Genomic DNA, 16,493 nt, shown 5'->3' on the forward strand with positions numbered 1-16,493 from the left:
GGATCGGTCATCCGCCCTAGAAGGCCCGCCCCGGAGAGTGCCCTGGAAGCCCCGCCCCGACGGCCTGCCCCCGACGGCCTGCCCCCGAACGGCCCGCCCCCGACGGCCCGCCCCCGACGGCCTGCCCGGGACGCGCCGCGGCGGCGGCCGCGTCAGCCCGGGTGGCCGGCGGCCGTCACCGTGCCGGCTCCGGCCCTCCGCTTCTCGCGCCACAGCGCCGCCCCCGTCACCACCGCGCCCAGGCCCTCCCACAGGCCCACCCCCAGGAATCCGGCGGGCGCGCGGCCGCCGACGACCGCGAGGGTGAAGACGGCGCAGGTGAGGAGCCGGAAGGGCACCGTCCAGCGGAAGAACGGCTTCCAGTCGGCGAGCGCGGCCAGGACGTAGTAGACGCCCATGTTGAGCGCGGCCATCGAGGAGGCGGTGAGGAAGACGAGGGTGTGGTCCCCGTCCGCGCGCGCGGAGCCGGGCACCGGCTCGAAGCCCATCACCGTGAGCAGCGCGTCCGGGACGACCAGGCCGACCACGCCCAGTGCGGCGGCGAGCACGCCGAAGACCGCGATCGTCCAGCCGGACAGGGAACGGGGCAGGCGCACGGCGGTCCTCCGCGGGAGCAGGATCAGTGATTCGAATGCGTGCTCGGACAGGAGCGTGACCCTGCATATCGTGTGACGGGCCCCGACGGCCAATCGGGGCCCGCTCCACGTCACTTCACGGAGTCACCGGCCGCGGCCGCCCACGCCGGCCCGCCCGCCGTCCGGCGGCCCGGCTCACTTGAGGGCCGCAGCCATCATCTTCTGCGCCACCGGGGCCGCGAGACCGTTTCCGCTGACCTCGGACCGGGCCGCGCCCGAGTCCTCGATCAGCACCGCGACGGCGACCTGCTTCCCCGTGGAGGGGTCCTTCGCGTACGAGGTGAACCAGGCGTACGGCGTCTTGCTGTTGTTCTCGCCGTGCTGCGCCGTGCCCGTCTTGCCGCCGACCTCGGCCCCGCGGACGGCCGCGTTGGTGCCGGTTCCCTCCTCCACCACGGTCCGCATCGCGCTCCGCAGCTGCCCGGCGGTCGACGACGAGACGATCCGCTCGCCGCCGCCGTCCTCGAACCGCGTGAGCGGGTCGCCGTCGGAGTCGACGACCTCCGACACCATGTGCGGCGGGGCGAGCCGGCCGTCGTTGGCGATCGCCGCCGACACCATCGCCATCTGCAGCGGGGTGGCGGTCACGTCGAACTGGCCGATGCCGGTCAGCGCCGTCTGCGCCTCGTCCATGCCGGAGGGGTACCCGCTCGCGTAGGCGCGGACCGGGACGTCGAGCTCGTCGTCGTTGAAGCCGAACTTCTCCGCCATCGCCTTCACCTTGTCCTGCCCCAGGTCGGCCGCCATCTTGGCGAAGACGTTGTTGCAGGAGTAGCGGAGCGCGGTGCGGATCGTCGCGTCCTCGCAGGGCGCGGACGCGTTCTCGTTCTTCAGCACGGTCCGGGTGTTCGGCAGGGTGTAGGGGTCGGGGCTCTCCGTCGCCGTGTCCACCGAGCCGTACAGGCCGTCCTCCAGGGCCGCCGCGGCCACCACCAGCTTGAAGGTGGAGCCGGGCGGCAGCGGCTGCCGCAGGGCGCGGTTGACCAGCGGCTTGTCCTCGTCCGCCAGGAGCGCCTTCCAGGCGTCCCCGTCCGTGGTCCCGGCGATCTTCGACGGGTCGTAGGACGGGGTGGAGACCATCGCGAGGACGCGGCCGGTGGCCGGGTCGAGCGCGACGGCCGCGCCCTTCGTGTCGCCGAGGGCCCGGTAGGCCGCCTTCTGCACGTCCGGGTCGATCGTGGTGACGACCGTGCCCGGCTTCTGCTGCTTGCGCGTGACGGCGTCCAGCGGGTTCTTCAGCCGGTCGTCGGTGCCGTCGAGGACGTCCGCGTAGATGCCCTCCAGCTGGGTGGCGCCGTAGGCCTGCGAGCTGTAGCCGGTCACCGCCGCGTACAGCTCGCCGTCCTCGTACGTCCGGCGGTAGTCGAGGTCCGATCCCTCCGTCCTCTTCGAGCCGGTGACCGGCGAACCGGCCACGACGATGTTCCCGAGCGGCTGCGCGTACTGCGCGATCGTCTTCCGCCGGTTGTCCTTGTCGTCCGCGAGCGCCTTCCCCTCGTACGCCTGCACCCAGGTGGCCCGGCCCAGCAGGGCGAGCACCAGGAGCAGCACGAAGACCGAGGTGCGCCTGATCGTCTTGTTCATCGCACCTGTGGGGACGAACGGGCCGGTGGGGGACGTTCCGGATGTGGCCGGATTCTCAGCCAACGTTCATCGTCGGCGGGTCTCCGTGTGGCCGCCGTCACCCCGCCCGGACGAATCCCGACTCGTAGGCCAGGATCACCGCCTGTGTCCGGTCGCGGGCGCCCGACTTCGCCAGGACCGCCGCCACGTGGGTCTTGACGGTGGCGGCGCCGACCCCCATCCGGCGCGCGATCTCCGCGTTCGTGAGGCCCGTCGCCACCAGGCGCAGCACCTCGGCCTCCCGCTCGGTGAGCCGCGCCACCCAGGGCGGTGCCACCGGCGGGCGGTTGCGGGCGTGCTCGGCGGCCAGGCCCCGCACCGCCGCCGGGTAGAGCAGCGAGTCGCCGCGGGCGACCAGCCGGACCGCCCCCACCAGCTCCTCCGCCGCCGCCCGCTTCAGGAGGAAGCCCGCCGCGCCGACGCGCAGCGCGTCGTACACGTAGGCGTCGTTCTCGAAGGTGGTCACCACCACGATCCGCGGGGGCTCGGCCGTCCCCGCGAGGATCTGCTCGGTGGCCCGGATCCCGTCGACCTCCGGCATCCGCACGTCCATGAGGACGACGTCCGGCCGCTCGGCCCGCACCACCGACACCGCTTCGGCCCCGGTCGAGGCCTCGCCGACGACCTCCAGGTCGGGCTCCGCGTCGAGGATGACGCGCAGGGCCGTCCGCACCATCCGCTCGTCGTCGGCGAGCACGATCCTCAGCGGGGCGCTCATCGGGGGATCCTGACCGCGAGGCGCCACAGGCCGTCCGCCGGGCCGGCCTCGGCGGTGCCGCCGAGCAGCCGGGCCCGCTCGGCCGCCCCGCGCAGACCGCGCCCGCCGCGCGGGCGGACGACCGGCGGGCGGGCCGGCAGGGGGTTCTCCACGGTGATCTCCAACTCCTCGGTACGGGCGTCGAGCCGTACGGTCACGGGCTCCCCGCCGGCGTGGCGGGCCGCGTTCGTCAGGCCTTCCTGGACGATCCGGTACGCCGCGCGGGACAGCGCCTCCGGTACGGGGGAGAGGTCGCCGGACACGGTCAGCGCCGCCGTCGGCCCCGCACCCCGCACCAGGGCCTCCAGGGCGTCGAGCCCCGGCCCGGGGCCCGCGCCCGCCCCCGCGTCCTCGTCCTGCCGCAGCACTCCGAGCACCCAGTCGAGCTCGCCGACGGTCCGCCGGGTGGTCTCCTCGATCGCGGTCAGCGCCTCCCGCACGAACGCCAGGTCCGCGGCGTCGCCGCCGTCCAGGACCCGGCGCGCCGCGCCCGCCTGGAGGGTGACCGCGCTCAGCGCGTGCCCGACGGAGTCGTGCAGCTCCCTGGCCAGCCGGTTGCGGGACTCAGCCGCCGCCGCGCGCCGCTCGGCCGCGGCGAGCCGGTCGGCCGGACCCGGCCCGAGCAGCCACGGAGCCGCCCGGGCGAGCAGCGCCCCGGTCCCGGCGGCCGCGGCGGCGAGCGCGAGCAGCATCAGGAGCCCCGCCGGAAGCGCCGCCCAGACCCGTCCGTCCCGGTCGAGGCCCCAGAACCGGCCCCACTCCGAGGTGCGGAGCGCCGGGGAGAACGGCAGGGCCGCCACCGCCGCCGCGAACGGCGGCAGGGCGAGCGTCGCCCCGCTGACCAGTGACCCCGCGCCCAGGTGCAGGACGTACCAGCCGGCCGTTCGCGCCGCCGCCGCCCGGCCGCGGGCGGGCCCCTCGGCGAGCAGCTCGGCCGGCACCCCGCACAGGGCCCGCGCCGCCGCCGCCGACATCGGCCGGGCCAGCGGGAACAGCGCGGCGACCGCCACCAGCGGCAGCCCCACGGCGGACGCCCCGAGCAGTACGGAGAGGTCCCCGGTGAACAGGCCCTCCGCGCCGAGCAGCGCCCCGACGACCACGGAGCCGACCATCCAGAAGGGCATGAACAGCGCGCCGCCCACGATCAGATGGAGCCAGCGCCGCCGGGCCCGCTGCCCGAGGAGGGCGACCGCACCGCGCCTCACGCCTCGGCGCTCCGCCGCCGCAGGACGGCGGCCAGGCAGGCGGCGAGGAGGAGTCCGGTGATCATTTCGCCAGCGTAGGTCAGCCGTGCCAGGCCCGTGAGCCGCTTGGCGGGATCGGCGTCCGGCAGCAGCGCGACCAGCGACATGTACGCGGCCCAGCAGCCGACCGCGCCCGATGCCGTCCAGGTCAGGGCGACGGCGGTGCGGGTCCGCAGCCCGGCCGGCCGGCGCAGGACGAGGAGGAGGGCGGCGACCGCCGCGACGGCGAGGCAGACGGCCCACTGGGCCTCCAGGACGGTGAAGTCGGCGTCGCGCTCGGCGATCTGCCGGGGCGACAGGCCCTCGGTCGCGCCGAACGCCCACCCCGTGTGGACGGCGAGCGGGAACAGTGCGAGGGCGGCGCCTGCCAGGGCGGCGGCCCGCACCCCCGGCGCGGCCGTCCGGGCGGGCAGGGTGCCGAGGCGGCCGCGCAGCAGACCGCCCCACCGGTCGCGCGCGTAGAGCACGAAGAGCGTGCCGAGGGAGAGGCCCTGGACGATGAATCCGCCGTAGACGACGGCGAACACCCAGGAGTGCAGGAAGGGTTCGGCGGGTGCGGCGGCCTCCTCGCCGCCGGTCAGGGCCCCGACCGCCAGCTGGGCCGGGTAGCCGGTCATGATCGGGGCGAGCAGCCCGGTCGCCGCCCACATCGGCGGCAGCAGGAACCGGGCCGGGACCCGCCGCCCCCACGGCCGGGTGAGGAGCAGGGCGAGGACGACGACGAGGGCGTCGGCGAGCACCGAGACCCCGTTGGCGACGATCATCGGCAGCCGGTGCTCCAGGAGCACGCTGCCGGCCGGGATGCCGATCTCGCTGCCCGCCACCCAGGCGGTCTTGAGCGAGATGTACGGGACGCAGGCGGCGACGGCCAGCGCGCGCAGGGCCCGGCGGACCCCTTCGGTACGGCGGGCGGCGGCGGGTGTCCGGGCGGGGAGGCGGGCGGTCCGTGTCATGGCTCCACGCTCTCCCGCGGGCCCCCGGCGCCACCTCGTGCGGACCGGTGATCCGCCTCCGCCGCGCGGGGGAGGCGGGGTCGGCCTGAAGGGTCGGTGGAGAGCGGCGGGGAGCGGCGGAGACACGTCGCGCAGCCGGGGAGACGACGGGGTGGGCCTGGCAATTGACCCACGATCCTGCCGCCTGATTGCACCCGTTCCCGAGGTCAATGGCCGCCTAAAGTAGTGATCATGAACGAGAACGCGCCTTTCGCCCCGCTCCTGACCCGCGCCGCCACCGCCGAGACCACCGCGGACCCGAGCAGCGTGATGACCCTCCTCGCCGACTCCGACACCACCGGCGGCCTGCTCACCAGCTACCGCTCCACCTTCGCCGAGGGCGCGGTCGGCGCGCCGGCGCACTTCCACACCAAGGCGTCCGAGATGTTCTTCGTGCTCGACGGCTCGCTGCAGGTGCTCGTCGGCGAGGAGCTGTCCGTCCTGGAGAAGGGGGACTTCCTGCTCGTGCCGCCGCACACCCCGCACGCCTTCGCGGCCGCGCCCGGCGCCGAGGCGGACGTCCTCTTCGTCTTCACCCCCGGCATGGCCCGCTTCGACTACCTGCGTCTGCTCGGCCGGGTCATGCGGGGCGAGGCGGGCTTCGACGAGATCAAGGCGTCCTCGGAGCGGTACGACAACCACTACGTGGACAGCCCGGTCTGGCAGCGGGTGCTCGCCGAGCGCGGCTGACCCTCGGGGCGGAGGCGGCGGGGCGCCGGGCCGGTCCCGCGCCACTCGGAGGGACGGGTCGCCGGGCCGGTCCCGGTGCTCAGAGGCGGCGGGTCGCCAGGGTCAGCCGGTCCCGGGCGTCGAAGAGCGCGTCCTTGATCATCTGCTCGTGGGCCGGGGTGAGCCGCGCCACCGGCACCGAGCAGCTGATCGCGTCCCGGGCCGGGGTCCGGTACGGGATGGCGACGCCGAAGCACCGCAGCCCCAGCGTGTTCTCCTCGCGGTCCACCGCGACGCCCTGCTCCCGGACGGCGTGCAGCTCCTCGATGAGCTGCTCGCGGTCGGTGAGGGTGTGCTCGGTCAGCGCCGGGAGGGTCTCCGGGAGCATCTTGCGCACCTGCTCGTCGGTGTGGGTGGCGAGCAGCGCCTTGCCGAGCGAGGTCGAGTGGGCGGGCAGCCGGCGCCCGACCCGGGTGAAGGGCCGCAGGTAGTGCTGGGACTGCCGGGTCGCCAGGTAGACCACATTGGTGCCGTCGAGACGCGCCAGGTGGATGGTCTCGGTGGTGTCGTCGGAGAGCCGGTCCAGGGTGGGCCGGGAGGCGGCCACCACCTCGTCGCCGTCGATGTACGAGGTGCCGACGAGCAGCGCCCGCACCCCGATGCCGTACCGCGTGCCGGTGGCGTCCGTCTCCACCCAGCCGAGTTCGACGAGGGTGCGCAGCAGCATGTACAGGCTGGACTTGGGGTAGCCGACGGCCTCCTGGACGGCGGCGAGCGAGTGCATCCCCGGGCGTCCGGCGAAGTACTCCAGCAGCTCCACGGTCCGCACCGCGGACTTCACCTGTGCTCCGCCCGCGTCGGCAGTCGCCATGACCCTCGCCCCTTTTCGTCGTGCGCTCCCCCTGGCCGGTCGACCGGACAGGGCCCCTTGTGGAGACGGCCGGGCCGTCCCTAGAGTCCCGTACGGATGCGTTCATCCACGAGAACTGTGTTCAGAATAGCGAACAGGGGCGTGGCGGTGGCGGCAGAACCAGTGTGGAGTGTGGACCCCCGGACGGGGAAGCCGCGCGCGCAGGTCGCGGTGGAGGCCGCGGCGGAGGACGTCGACCGGGCCGTCCGGGCCGCGCACGCGGTCCGCGGAGCGCTCGCCGACCGGACCGCGCGGGCCGCCTTCCTCCGGGCCGCGGCCGACCTCCTCCAGGAGTCCGGCGACGCGGTCGTCGAGAGCGCGGACGCCGAGACCGCCCTCGGTCCGGTCCGCCTCGCCGGAGAACTCGCCCGGACCACCGCCCAGTTGAGGGCCTTCGCCGAGGTCGTCGACGAAGGCTCCTTCCTCGACATCCGGATCGACCGGCCCGACCCCGCCGCCGTGCCGCCCCGCCCCGACCTCCGCCGCTGGAAGATCCCGCTGGGCGTCGTCGCCGTCTACGCCGCGAGCAACTTCCCGCTCGCCTTCTCCGTCCCCGGCGGGGACACGGCGAGCGCCCTGGCCGCCGGCTGCCCCGTGGTCGTCAAGGCCCATCCCGACCACCCCGCCACCTCCGCGCTCTGCGCCTCGCTGCTGCGCAGGGCCGCCGCCGCGACCGGGCTCCCCGAGGACGTCGTCGTCCTCGTCCACGGCTTCGACGCCGGCACCGCCCTCGTCCGCCACCCGCTCGTCGCGGCCGCCGGCTTCACCGGATCGGTGCGCGGCGGCCGGGCCCTCTTCGACGCGGCCGCCGCCCGCCCCGTCCCCATCCCCTTCCACGGCGAACTCGGCTCGCTCAACCCGGTGGTGCTCACCCCCGCCGCCGTCGACGAGCGGGCCGAGGAGATCGGCGCCGGACTCGCCGGTTCCATGACCCTGGGCGCGGGCCAGTTCTGCACCAAGCCCGGCTTCGTCCTCGCCCCCGCGGGCGAGGCGGGCGACCGCTTCGCCGGAGCGCTGGCCGAGGCCCTGAGCGCCGCCGGGCCGGCCGTCATGCTCGACCACCGGATGCGCGACCACTTCCTCGCCGGCACCGACGCACTGGCCCGGATCCCCGGTGTCACCGCACCGGTGAGCCCCGGCGCCGGTGGGCCGCACACCGTCACGGCGGGCTTCCTCGCCGTCGACGCCGCGACCCTGCTCGACGGCGACCACCCCGGCCTCGTCCAGGAGCTCTTCGGCCCGGTCACCGTCGTCGTCCGCTACGGCTCCCGTGCCGAGATCACCGAGGTCCTCTCCCGGCTGCCCGGGAACCTCACCGCCACCCTGCACACCGCCGAGCGGCACGAGGACGGGGACGCAGCCCCGCTGCTCGCCGAACTCACCCCGCTCGCGGGCCGGGTCCTCGTCAACGGCTGGCCGACCGGCGTGGCCGTCGCCGCCGCCCAGCACCACGGCGGCCCCTACCCGGCCACCACCTCCACCGCCACCTCGGTCGGCGCGACCGCGATCGAGCGCTGGCTGCGCCCGGTCACCTACCAGTCGACCCCGGACCACCTGCTCCCGCCGGAACTCCGCGACGGCAACCCGCTGGAGCTGCCCCGCCGCTGAGCCCGGCAACCGGCGCTCACCCTCCGACGCGCACCACGATCTTCCCGAGGTGCGCGTCGGGCCCGGCCGCTCAGGCGCGGCGGCCCGGCAGGCGGAGGGAGAGCAGCGTCGTCAGGGCGAGGAGGGCGGCGCTGATCAGCAGGCTCGGGCGCAGGGCCGCCTCCGTCGACGCGGCCGCCATCGAGCCGAAGACCGCGATCGCGAGCCCGCCGGCCGTCTGCCGCACCGCGTTCAGCAGACCCGCCGCGGTGCCCGCGCGGTCCGCCGGGACCGCCTCCATCATCGAGGCGATCAGCGGGGGCAGCGAGAAGCCGGCGCCCAGGGCGAGGGGGATCAGGAGCAGGGCCAGGGCCACCCGCGGGGTGTCCGCGTCGACCGCGAGCAGCCCGAGCAGACCGGCCACCGCGACCGCCTGGCCGAGGACGATCGGCAGCCTCGCCCCGCGCCGCGCCGCCACCCTCGCCGACAGGATGTTCACCCCGGCGAGCAGCCCCGTCATCGGCAGGAACATCAGCCCCGCGGCCAGCGCCGAGAGCCCCAGCACCTGCTGGAAGAACAGGCTGAACACGAACAGCATCCCGTAGAAGGCCACGCTGTTCGCCGAGCCCGCCGCCACCGCGACCGCGACCGTCCTGTTCCGGAACAGGCCCAGCGGCACCACCGGGTGCCTCCGCCGCGCCTCGACCAGCAGGAAGGCGGCGAACGCCACCCCGGCGAGCCCCAGCGCCCACCAGCCCTCCGTTCCTCCCTCGATGGCCGCGAAGGTCAGCGCCCCCAGCGCCACCACCGCCGTCAGCTGACCCGGCAGGTCCAGCGGGGCGGGTCGGCGCTCCGAGCGGGCCACCCGGGCCAGCAGCGCCAGCGCGAGCAGCCCCAGCGGCAGGTTGACGAAGAAGATGCCCCGCCAGCTCCACGCCGTGGTCAGCGCCCCGCCCGCGACCGGGCCGAGCGCCACCGCGACCGTGCCGCCGGCCGCCCACAGGGACACCGCCCGCGCCCGCCGCCCCGGGTCGCCGTACGCCTCCCGCACGAGCGCCAGCGAGGCCGGCAGCATCACCGCCGCCGCCACGCCCTGCACGGCCCGCGCCGCCAGCAGCGCCGGGAGGTTCGGGGCCAGCCCGCAGGCCGCCGAGGCGAGGACGAAGACGACGACCCCGGCCCCGTACGCCCGGCTCGCCCCGACCCGGTCCGACAGCGCCCCGCTGGAGAGCAGCAGCGCGGCGAAGGCCAGGGTGTACGCGTCGACCACCCACTGGAGGCCCGACATCCCGGCCCGCAGGTCGGCGCCGATCGCGGGCAGGGCGACGTTCACGACGGAGGTGTCGAGGGTGATGAGGGCGAAGCCGAGCATGGCGGCGGCCAGCGCGGGGCCGGGGGAGGACCGGGCGGGAGCGGGGACGGCGACGGGGGCCTGGGCGAGTTCTGTCGTGGGCATGCACCCAGCTTCATGATCGGCGGAGCCGTACAGTAGTGGCCCGAATGCCATATGCCCGGAGGTTCTGGCCACATGACAGCCGCGTCCGCGCCCGGCGGGGGTTCCGTCCCCGCCCCGACGTCCGCACGCCCGCCCCGCGTCCGCCGCGTCGCCGTGATCGCCGCCCCGCCCGTCTCGATGTTCAACCTGGCCATCCCCGAGATGCTGTTCGGCAAGGTCGAGATCGACGGCGCACCCGGGTACGAGACGGTCATCTGCGCCCCCGACCCCGGCCCCGTCCCCACCACCGGCGGCCTCGACCTCCTGGTCCCGCACGGCCTGGACGCCGTCGCGGGGGCCGACACGGTGGTCCTCGCGGGCAGCGGCTCGTACACCGACCCCGACCCCCGCATCCTCGCCGCGCTGCGCGGCGCCGCCGCGGACGGCAGCCGGATCGCCTCCATCTGCACCGGCGCCTTCGCGCTCGCCGAGGCCGGACTGCTGGACGGGCGGGCCGCGACGACCTACTGGGCGTACCGCTCGCTGCTCGCCGCCCGGCACCCGACCGTCGACCTCCAGGACGACGTGCTCTTCGTCCAGGACGGCGCCGTCCTCACCTCCTCCGGATACGCCGCCGGCATCGACCTCTGCCTGCACGTCATCCGCACCGACTACGGCGCCGCCGTCGCCAACACGGTCGCCCGGCTCGCCCTCGTCGCGCCCGTACGGCCCGGCGGGCAGACCCAGTTCACCCAGACCCCGCTGCCGCCCGAGCGCGGCGCCTCCTTCGCCGCCACCCGGGCGTGGGCCATGGAGCACCTCGACGAGCCGCTCGGGCTCACCGACCTCGCCCGGCACGCGGGCGTCTCCGTCCGCACCCTCTCCCGCCGCTTCCACGCCGAGACCGGCGTCAGCCCGCTCCAGTGGCTGCTGCACCAGCGGGTCGAGCGGGCCAAGGAGCTTCTGGAGACCACCGCGCTCCCGATGGACGGGGTGGCCCGCGCGAGCGGCCTCGGCACGGGGGACTCCCTGCGCCGGCACCTGCTGGGCCGCACGGGCCTCACCCCGAGCGCCTACCGCTCCTCCTTCAACCGCCTCCCGGGCGCCGCCGCCCTCCCGGCGGCCGGACCTGCGGAGCCCGCCGCAACCGCGGGGCCCTTCCGGGCGTCCTGAAGAACCATGATCCGACTCGCCACCGCCGCAGACCTCGACGCCGTCGTCGCCCTCCACACCGAAGCCCGCGCCACGTACTACCGGGGCCACATCCCCGACGCCGACTTCCTCGGCCCCGAGGAGGTCGCCCGCTCCCGGGCCGGCTGGGCGGCCGCCGTCGAGCGCGGGGCGGTCCTCTGCGCCGAGCGGGACGGCGAGATCGCGGGCATCGCGGCGTCCAGGGAGAGCGACGGCGTCACCCACCTCACCCAGCTCCACGTCCTCCCCGCCCGCTGGCGCGCGGGCGTCGGCACCGAGCTCCACACCGCCTGCGTCGACCGCTGGCGGACCGCCGGCGTGCCCTGGGCGCGCCTGGAGGTCTTCGAGAAGAACGAACGCGCCCAGGCCTTCTACGCCGCCCACGGCTGGCTCCCCGACCCGGAGACCCCGCGCGACGGCGACCACCTCGTGCTCCGGCTCACACTGGCGCCCGAAACGGAATGAAATCCGCCGGCGGGGTCGTTCTCGACCAGGAACACCCCGAACACCCCGCCGTCGAACCCCGGAGAGAAGTCACATGCGCGTCGAGATCTGGAGCGACATCGCCTGCCCCTGGTGCTACATCGGCAAGGCACGCTTCGAGAAGGGTCTGGAGGCCTTCGCCCACCGCGACGACGTCGAGGTCGTGCACCGCTCCTTCGAGCTCGACCCGAACCGCGCCAAGGCCGACACCGGCCCCGTCCTGGAGATGCTCGCCGCGAAGTACGGCCGCACCCTCGACGAGGCCCGCGCCATGGAGGCGCACGTCGCGTCCAACGCGCACTCCGAGGGACTCGGCTACCGCACCGAGGGCCGCGACCACGGCAACACCTTCGACATCCACCGGCTGCTCCACCTCGCGAAGGACCGCGGGCGGCAGAACGAGCTCCTGGACCTGGCGTACCGCGCCAACTTCGCCGAGGAGCGCTCCGTCTTCGACGGGGAGACCCTGGTGGCGCTGGGCGTGGAGGCCGGCCTCGACGAGGCCGAGGTGCGGGCCGTCCTCGCCGACGCGTCCGCCTACGCCGACGCCGTCCGAGCGGACGAGCGCGAGGCGGCCGAGCTCGGGGCGAACGGCGTGCCGTTCTTCGTCCTCGACCGCCGCTACGGCATCTCCGGCGGCCAGCCCGCCGAGGTCTTCACCCAGGCCCTGGAGCAGGCCTGGCAGGGCCGGACCCTCCAGACCGTCGGCGGGGACGCGGCGGCCTGCGACACCGACGGCAGCTGCGAGGTCCCGGGCGCCTGACGCCCGTACCGCCTCCCACCTGCGGAGATAAGAGCGGCTTGGGGATTCCCCATGATCGGCACCCATTGACGGGCGATCGCGGGGAATCCAGGGTGGGGGCCATGGATCCCCTGGAAGAGCCGCTCGGCGGCGCCGAGTTCGCGCCCAAGAACACCTACCTCAACACCTCGACGTGCGGGCTGCTGCCCCGTCGGACCATCGACGCGATCACGCTCCTGGCGGAGGAGACCGCCGCCGGGCGCCCGGGCGGTTCCGGGGACTTCGAGATCGTGGCCGAGGCCCGCGCCACCTACGGAAGGCTCGTCGGCGTCCCGGCCGAGCGCGTCGCCGTCGGCAGCTCGGTCGGCGTGCACTGCGGCATGATCGCGCAGTCGATGCCCGCGGGCGCCGAGGTCCTCTTCGCCGAGGGCGACTTCTCCTCCGTCATCACGCCCTTCACGATCCGCGGCGACCTCCGGACCCGGTTCGTGCCGCTGGAGCGGCTCGCCGAGTCCGTCGGCCCCGACACCGCGCTCGTCGCCCTCTCGTCCGTGCAGTCGGCGGACGGCCGGACGGCGGACCTGCCGGCGGTCCGGGCCGCGGCGGCCGCGCACGGCGCCCGGACGCTCCTGGACGCCACGCAGTCGGCCGGCTGGCTGCCGCTGCGGGCGGGGGAGTGGGACTACACGGTCGCCGGCGGCTACAAGTACCTGCTCTGCCCGCGCGGCGCGTCCTTCCTCACCGTGACCGAGGAGGCGCAGGACTCGCTGGTCCCGATCCACGCCAACTGGGTCACCGGCGAGGAGATGTGGGCGAACAGCTACGGCCCGGTCCGTGAACTGGCCCGCTCCGCCCGCCGTTTCGACGAGCCCCCGGCCTTCCTCTCGTACCACGGGGCGGCCCGCTCGCTCGCGCTCCTGGAGGAGGTCGGGATCGAGCGCATCGAGGCCCACAACAAGGGCCTCGCCGCCCGCTTCCGTTCCGGCCTCGTCGCCCTCGGCCACGCGCCGGTCGTGGACGACTCGACGGTCGTGGCCGTCCCCGGGCTCGGGGACCGCGAGGAGGCGCTGCGCGAGGCGGAGGTCCTGCTCTCCGTCCGGGCCGGCAATCTGCGCGCGTCCTTCCACCTGTACAACACGGCGGCGGACGTGGACCGCGCCCTGGAGGTCCTGGCGGGCTGACCCCGCGGGCTCCGGCACCCCGCGGGCTCAGGCCGGGGCGCGGACGCGGATCCGCCGCGGGCCGTGGGAGCGCGCCCGGACGGCGACCCCGCCGCCGGGCCGTCCCGGTCGGCGGCCTCCCGTCTCCGCCGGGCCGTCCCGGTCAGCAGCCGCCCGCCGACGTCGGGCACTCGCCCGCCTCGCCCGCCTCCTCGCGCAGGTTGTCCGCCACGAGGCCGAGGAGCCGGGACAGCTCGGCCCGGTCCCCCGGGCCGAGACCGTTCAGGGAGGCCTGCTCCAAGTCGGACCAGACGCCCTCCACACCTGCCCGCAGCGACCGTCCCTCGTCCGTCGCCTCGACCAGGACCGCGCGCCGGTCGGCCGGGTCCGGGCGGCGCAGGACGAGTCCGCAGTGCTCCATGCGCTGGAGCATCTTGGTGACGGTGGAGGCGTCGAGTCCCAGGGACTGGATGAGCACGGACTGGCGGACCGGTCCGCAGTCCCAGAGCCGCATCAGCATCATCTCCTGGCCCGGGTAGAGGCCGAGGTCCTTCAGCCGGCGTCCGGCGGCGATCCGGTGCATCCGGGCCACCCGGGCCAGCGCGATGCTGACGGGGCCGCCGTGGGCGGCGGAGGGCGCCGTCTCGGTACAGACGGGGTCGGTTCCTGACATCGGGGCTCCTCGTGACGGCTCTCCCCACACTTTACCTTGGTCGGCCAACCAATGGGTTACAGTGGCAGTCGAGCCAGATACTTGGCCGACCACATAAGTTCGTGAAGGGGACAGCCATGACCACCGCCTTCGACCCCGTGGACCTCGCGGGAACTCGGCTCGCCAACCGCATCGCCATGGCGCCGATGACCCGCAGCCGCGCCGACGCCGACACCCGCACCCCCACCGCGCTCGTCGCCGAGTACTACGCCCAGCGCGCCTCGGCCGGCCTGATCATCACCGAGGGCACCCAGCCCAGCGCCGTCGGCCAGGGCTACCCCAACACCCCCGGCCTGCACAGCGCCGAGCAGACCGCCGCCTGGCGCGAGGTCACCGACGCCGTCCACGAGCGCGGCGGGAAGATCTTCGTCCAGCTGATGCACGCCGGCCGGATCAGCCACCCCGTCGTCCTCGGCGGCGGCCTCCACCCCGTCGGCCCGTCCGCCGTCGCCCCCAAGGGACAGCTCTTCGCCGGCACCGGCCTCATCGACTTCGTCGCCCCGCGCGAGCTCACCGCCGACGAGATCCGGCAGACGGTCGCCGGCTTCGCCGCGGCCGCCCGCAACGCCGTGGACGCCGGCTTCGACGGCGTCGAGATCCACGGTGCCAACGGCTACCTGATCCAGCAGTTCCTCGCCTCCGGCTCCAACCACCGCACCGACGAGTGGGGCGGCCCGGTCGAGAACCGCATCCGCCTCGCCGTCGAGGTCGTCGAGGCCGTCGCCGCCGAGATCGGCCCGGAGCGCACCGGTCTGCGGATCTCCCCGGCCAACACCTACAACGACATCGCCGAGACCGACACCGAGGAGCTCTACCCCGCCCTCGTCGCCGCGATCGAGCACGTCGGCATCGCCTACCTGCACGTCTCGGAGCCCGCGCCCGAGGTCCGCGAGCTGACCCTCGCCCTCCGCAAGGCCTTCTCCGGCACGTTCATCCTGAACCCCGCCACCAAGGGGCCCACGAACGCCGACGCGCTGGCGCTGATCGAGGACGGCACCGCCGACCTCGTCGCCTACGGGGCGCTCTTCCTCGCCAACCCCGACCTGCCCGCCCGGCTGCGGGCCGGCGGCCCGTACAACACCCCGGACACGGCGACCTTCTTCGGCGGCGACCACCGCGGCTACACCGACTACCCCGCGCTCTAGGGGTGTCCTGCTCGCCCCGGACGCGCGCGAGGGGGCGGGGGCCCGAGCCGGACCCCCGCCCCCTTCCGGCGTCCCGAGCGGGACGGCGTGCGCGGACCGGTCAGACCGCCCAGGCCTCCGTGACCGCCCGGCGCGCGCCCTCCAGGTCCACCGTGCGGCCCGTCTCTCCGAGCGCGGCGCCCAGGGCGGCCAGCGAGGACTGCACGACGCCGGGGGTCGCGTCGACCCCGTAGTGGTTGACGCGGACCATCTCCTTCGCCAGGGCGCCGCCGCCCGCGATCAGCGGCAGCGAGGGGTCGGCGGACAGCGCCTTCGCCACCAGCTCCGAGGCGTCCACCCCGGCGGGCACGCGCAGCGTCGTCGCGACCGGCGCCGCGTCCTTCGCCTCGTGCACGTACGGCTCCAGACCGCCGCCCAGCGCGAGCGCGCCCGCGCGGGTGGCCGCCGCGGCGGAGGCGTGCCGCGCCATCAGGGCGTCCAGGCCCTCCGCCTCGATCCGCTCGACGCAGGCCTCCAGGGCCAGCATCTCCAGCTGCGCGGGGGCGTGCAGCAGCGTCCGCCGGCCCCCGTCGATCCAGCGCTCCTTCCAGTCCAGGAGGGAGAGGTACGAGCGGCGCGGCGCGGCGGGGTTGGCGGCGAACCGCTCCCAGGCCCGCGCGCTCACCGACACCGCCGACACGCCCGCGGGCCCGCCCATCGCCTTCTGCGCGCCGATGATGCACATGTCCACGCCCCAGGCGTCCGGCAGCACCGGCTCGGCACCGATCGAGGCCACCGCGTCCAGGTAGAACAGCGCGCCGTGGGCCCGGACGACCTCGCCGATCTCCGCCACCGGGTTGGTGTTGCCGGTCGCCGCCTCCGCGTGCACCAGGGACACGAAGTCGATCTCCGGGTGCGCGGCGAGGGCCTGCTCCACCTGGGCCGCGGTCACCGCCGTGTGGAAGGGGACCTCCAGGTCGACCACGGTCGCGCCGCAGTCGCGCAGCCAGTCGCCGAAGGTCTGCCCGTACGGCCCGGTGACCACGTTCAGGGCGGTCGAACCGGCCCGCGCCCCGCTGCGGATGCACCCCTCCAGGGGCAGCAGCGCCTCGCCCTGGGTGATCACCACGTCCTGCTCCGTGGAGAGCAGCGCGGCCACCCGCCGCTCGATCGACGCGAAGTGCGCGGCGGTCAGCGGGGCCAGGTCCAGGAGCGGATGTGTCACGGTC

At 75.3% G+C, this 16,493-nt stretch carries 16 protein-coding genes; 7 read left to right on the forward strand and 9 right to left on the reverse strand.

Annotation, left to right across the window (positions count from 1 at the left end; all coding sequences use genetic code 11):
* Nucleotides 1–152: 152 nt before the first annotated feature.
* From ACY0MR_RS27635 to ACY0MR_RS27655, 5 genes are all read right to left on the reverse strand, one after another.
* Nucleotides 153–596 (reverse strand): hypothetical protein, encoded by a 444-nt coding sequence (locus ACY0MR_RS27635; RefSeq protein ID WP_473555966.1) that lies wholly within the window; start codon nt 594–596, stop codon nt 153–155.
* 174 nt (nt 597–770) lie between these two features.
* Nucleotides 771–2,219 (reverse strand): peptidoglycan D,D-transpeptidase FtsI family protein, encoded by a 1,449-nt coding sequence (locus tag ACY0MR_RS27640; protein WP_473555968.1) that lies wholly within the window; start codon nt 2,217–2,219, stop codon nt 771–773.
* Between the two features lie 97 nt (nt 2,220–2,316).
* Nucleotides 2,317–2,976: a response regulator gene (locus tag ACY0MR_RS27645; protein WP_388802657.1), complete on the reverse strand. Its 660-nt coding sequence runs from the start codon at nt 2,974–2,976 to the stop codon at nt 2,317–2,319.
* A complete protein-coding gene (locus tag ACY0MR_RS27650) occupies nt 2,973–4,220 on the reverse strand; it encodes a sensor histidine kinase (RefSeq protein ID WP_392862896.1) in 1,248 nt (415 codons plus the stop codon). Before ACY0MR_RS27650 ends, ACY0MR_RS27645 begins: the two co-directional genes overlap by 4 nt.
* Complete coding sequence (locus tag ACY0MR_RS27655; protein ID WP_473555972.1) at nt 4,217–5,212, reverse strand: hypothetical protein; 996 nt, start codon at nt 5,210–5,212, stop codon at nt 4,217–4,219. The genes ACY0MR_RS27650 and ACY0MR_RS27655 overlap by 4 nt, the downstream gene beginning before the upstream one ends.
* Nucleotides 5,213–5,443: 231 nt before the next feature.
* On the opposite strand from ACY0MR_RS27655, the gene ACY0MR_RS27660 reads away from it, so the two are divergent.
* Entirely contained in the window at nt 5,444–5,941 is a 498-nt protein-coding gene (locus tag ACY0MR_RS27660; protein ID WP_473555974.1) for a cupin domain-containing protein, read from the forward strand.
* 79 nt (nt 5,942–6,020) lie between these two features.
* Here the strand turns inward: ACY0MR_RS27660 and ACY0MR_RS27665 are convergent, their stop codons facing one another.
* Nucleotides 6,021–6,791 (reverse strand): IclR family transcriptional regulator, encoded by a 771-nt coding sequence (locus tag ACY0MR_RS27665; RefSeq protein ID WP_473555975.1) that lies wholly within the window; start codon nt 6,789–6,791, stop codon nt 6,021–6,023.
* 147 nt (nt 6,792–6,938) lie between these two features.
* On the opposite strand from ACY0MR_RS27665, the gene ACY0MR_RS27670 reads away from it, so the two are divergent.
* A complete protein-coding gene (locus ACY0MR_RS27670) occupies nt 6,939–8,438 on the forward strand; it encodes an aldehyde dehydrogenase (NADP(+)) (protein WP_473555976.1) in 1,500 nt (499 codons plus the stop codon).
* Nucleotides 8,439–8,508: 70 nt separating this feature from the next.
* Here ACY0MR_RS27670 and ACY0MR_RS27675 read toward each other — a convergent pair whose 3' ends face one another.
* Nucleotides 8,509–9,873, reverse strand: coding sequence for an MFS transporter (locus tag ACY0MR_RS27675; RefSeq protein ID WP_404079783.1), 1,365 nt, complete (start codon nt 9,871–9,873; stop codon nt 8,509–8,511).
* 177 nt (nt 9,874–10,050) lie between these two features.
* Here ACY0MR_RS27675 and ACY0MR_RS27680 point away from each other — a divergent pair, with 177 nt between their 5' ends.
* The 4 genes from ACY0MR_RS27680 (at nt 10,051) to ACY0MR_RS27695 (ending at nt 13,449) form a co-directional block, all read left to right on the forward strand.
* Nucleotides 10,051–11,025: a GlxA family transcriptional regulator gene (locus ACY0MR_RS27680; protein ID WP_388802830.1), complete on the forward strand. Its 975-nt coding sequence runs from the start codon at nt 10,051–10,053 to the stop codon at nt 11,023–11,025.
* A 6-nt stretch (nt 11,026–11,031) separates the two neighbouring features.
* Entirely contained in the window at nt 11,032–11,508 is a 477-nt protein-coding gene (locus tag ACY0MR_RS27685) for a GNAT family N-acetyltransferase (protein WP_473555979.1), read from the forward strand.
* 73 nt (nt 11,509–11,581) lie between these two features.
* Entirely contained in the window at nt 11,582–12,289 is a 708-nt protein-coding gene (locus ACY0MR_RS27690; RefSeq protein ID WP_361859027.1) for a DsbA family oxidoreductase, read from the forward strand.
* Between the two features lie 101 nt (nt 12,290–12,390).
* A complete protein-coding gene (locus tag ACY0MR_RS27695; RefSeq protein ID WP_473555981.1) occupies nt 12,391–13,449 on the forward strand; it encodes an aminotransferase class V-fold PLP-dependent enzyme in 1,059 nt (352 codons plus the stop codon).
* 142 nt (nt 13,450–13,591) lie between these two features.
* Here ACY0MR_RS27695 and ACY0MR_RS27700 read toward each other — a convergent pair whose 3' ends face one another.
* The gene (locus ACY0MR_RS27700) at nt 13,592–14,101 is read right to left on the reverse strand and encodes a MarR family winged helix-turn-helix transcriptional regulator (RefSeq protein ID WP_403316481.1); all 510 of its coding nucleotides are present in this window, start codon (nt 14,099–14,101) and stop codon (nt 13,592–13,594) included.
* A 116-nt stretch (nt 14,102–14,217) separates the two neighbouring features.
* On the opposite strand from ACY0MR_RS27700, the gene ACY0MR_RS27705 reads away from it, so the two are divergent.
* Entirely contained in the window at nt 14,218–15,285 is a 1,068-nt protein-coding gene (locus tag ACY0MR_RS27705; protein WP_473555984.1) for an alkene reductase, read from the forward strand.
* A 100-nt stretch (nt 15,286–15,385) separates the two neighbouring features.
* Here ACY0MR_RS27705 and ACY0MR_RS27710 read toward each other — a convergent pair whose 3' ends face one another.
* Complete coding sequence (locus ACY0MR_RS27710; RefSeq protein ID WP_388802833.1) at nt 15,386–16,489, reverse strand: pyridoxal-phosphate-dependent aminotransferase family protein; 1,104 nt, start codon at nt 16,487–16,489, stop codon at nt 15,386–15,388.
* Nucleotides 16,490–16,493 lie beyond the last annotated feature (4 nt).

It is taken from the genome of Streptomyces sp. JN8 (assembly GCF_055808075.1).

Excerpts from the sequence above, each read along its gene's own strand:
- ACY0MR_RS27640 (WP_473555968.1), bottom strand. The coding sequence starts at position 2,219 with ATGAACAAGACGATCAGGCGCACCTCGGTCTTCGTGCTGCTCCTGGTG.
- ACY0MR_RS27645 (WP_388802657.1), bottom strand. The coding sequence starts at position 2,976 with ATGAGCGCCCCGCTGAGGATCGTGCTCGCCGACGACGAGCGGATGGTG.
- ACY0MR_RS27655 (WP_473555972.1), bottom strand. The coding sequence starts at position 5,212 with ATGACACGGACCGCCCGCCTCCCCGCCCGGACACCCGCCGCCGCCCGC.
- ACY0MR_RS27660 (WP_473555974.1), top strand. The coding sequence starts at position 5,444 with ATGAACGAGAACGCGCCTTTCGCCCCGCTCCTGACCCGCGCCGCCACC.
- ACY0MR_RS27665 (WP_473555975.1), bottom strand. The coding sequence starts at position 6,791 with ATGGCGACTGCCGACGCGGGCGGAGCACAGGTGAAGTCCGCGGTGCGG.
- ACY0MR_RS27675 (WP_404079783.1), bottom strand. The coding sequence starts at position 9,873 with ATGCCCACGACAGAACTCGCCCAGGCCCCCGTCGCCGTCCCCGCTCCC.
- ACY0MR_RS27680 (WP_388802830.1), top strand. The coding sequence starts at position 10,051 with ATGTTCAACCTGGCCATCCCCGAGATGCTGTTCGGCAAGGTCGAGATC.
- ACY0MR_RS27685 (WP_473555979.1), top strand. The coding sequence starts at position 11,032 with ATGATCCGACTCGCCACCGCCGCAGACCTCGACGCCGTCGTCGCCCTC.
- ACY0MR_RS27690 (WP_361859027.1), top strand. The coding sequence starts at position 11,582 with ATGCGCGTCGAGATCTGGAGCGACATCGCCTGCCCCTGGTGCTACATC.
- ACY0MR_RS27695 (WP_473555981.1), top strand. The coding sequence starts at position 12,391 with ATGGATCCCCTGGAAGAGCCGCTCGGCGGCGCCGAGTTCGCGCCCAAG.
- ACY0MR_RS27700 (WP_403316481.1), bottom strand. The coding sequence starts at position 14,101 with ATGTCAGGAACCGACCCCGTCTGTACCGAGACGGCGCCCTCCGCCGCC.
- ACY0MR_RS27705 (WP_473555984.1), top strand. The coding sequence starts at position 14,218 with ATGACCACCGCCTTCGACCCCGTGGACCTCGCGGGAACTCGGCTCGCC.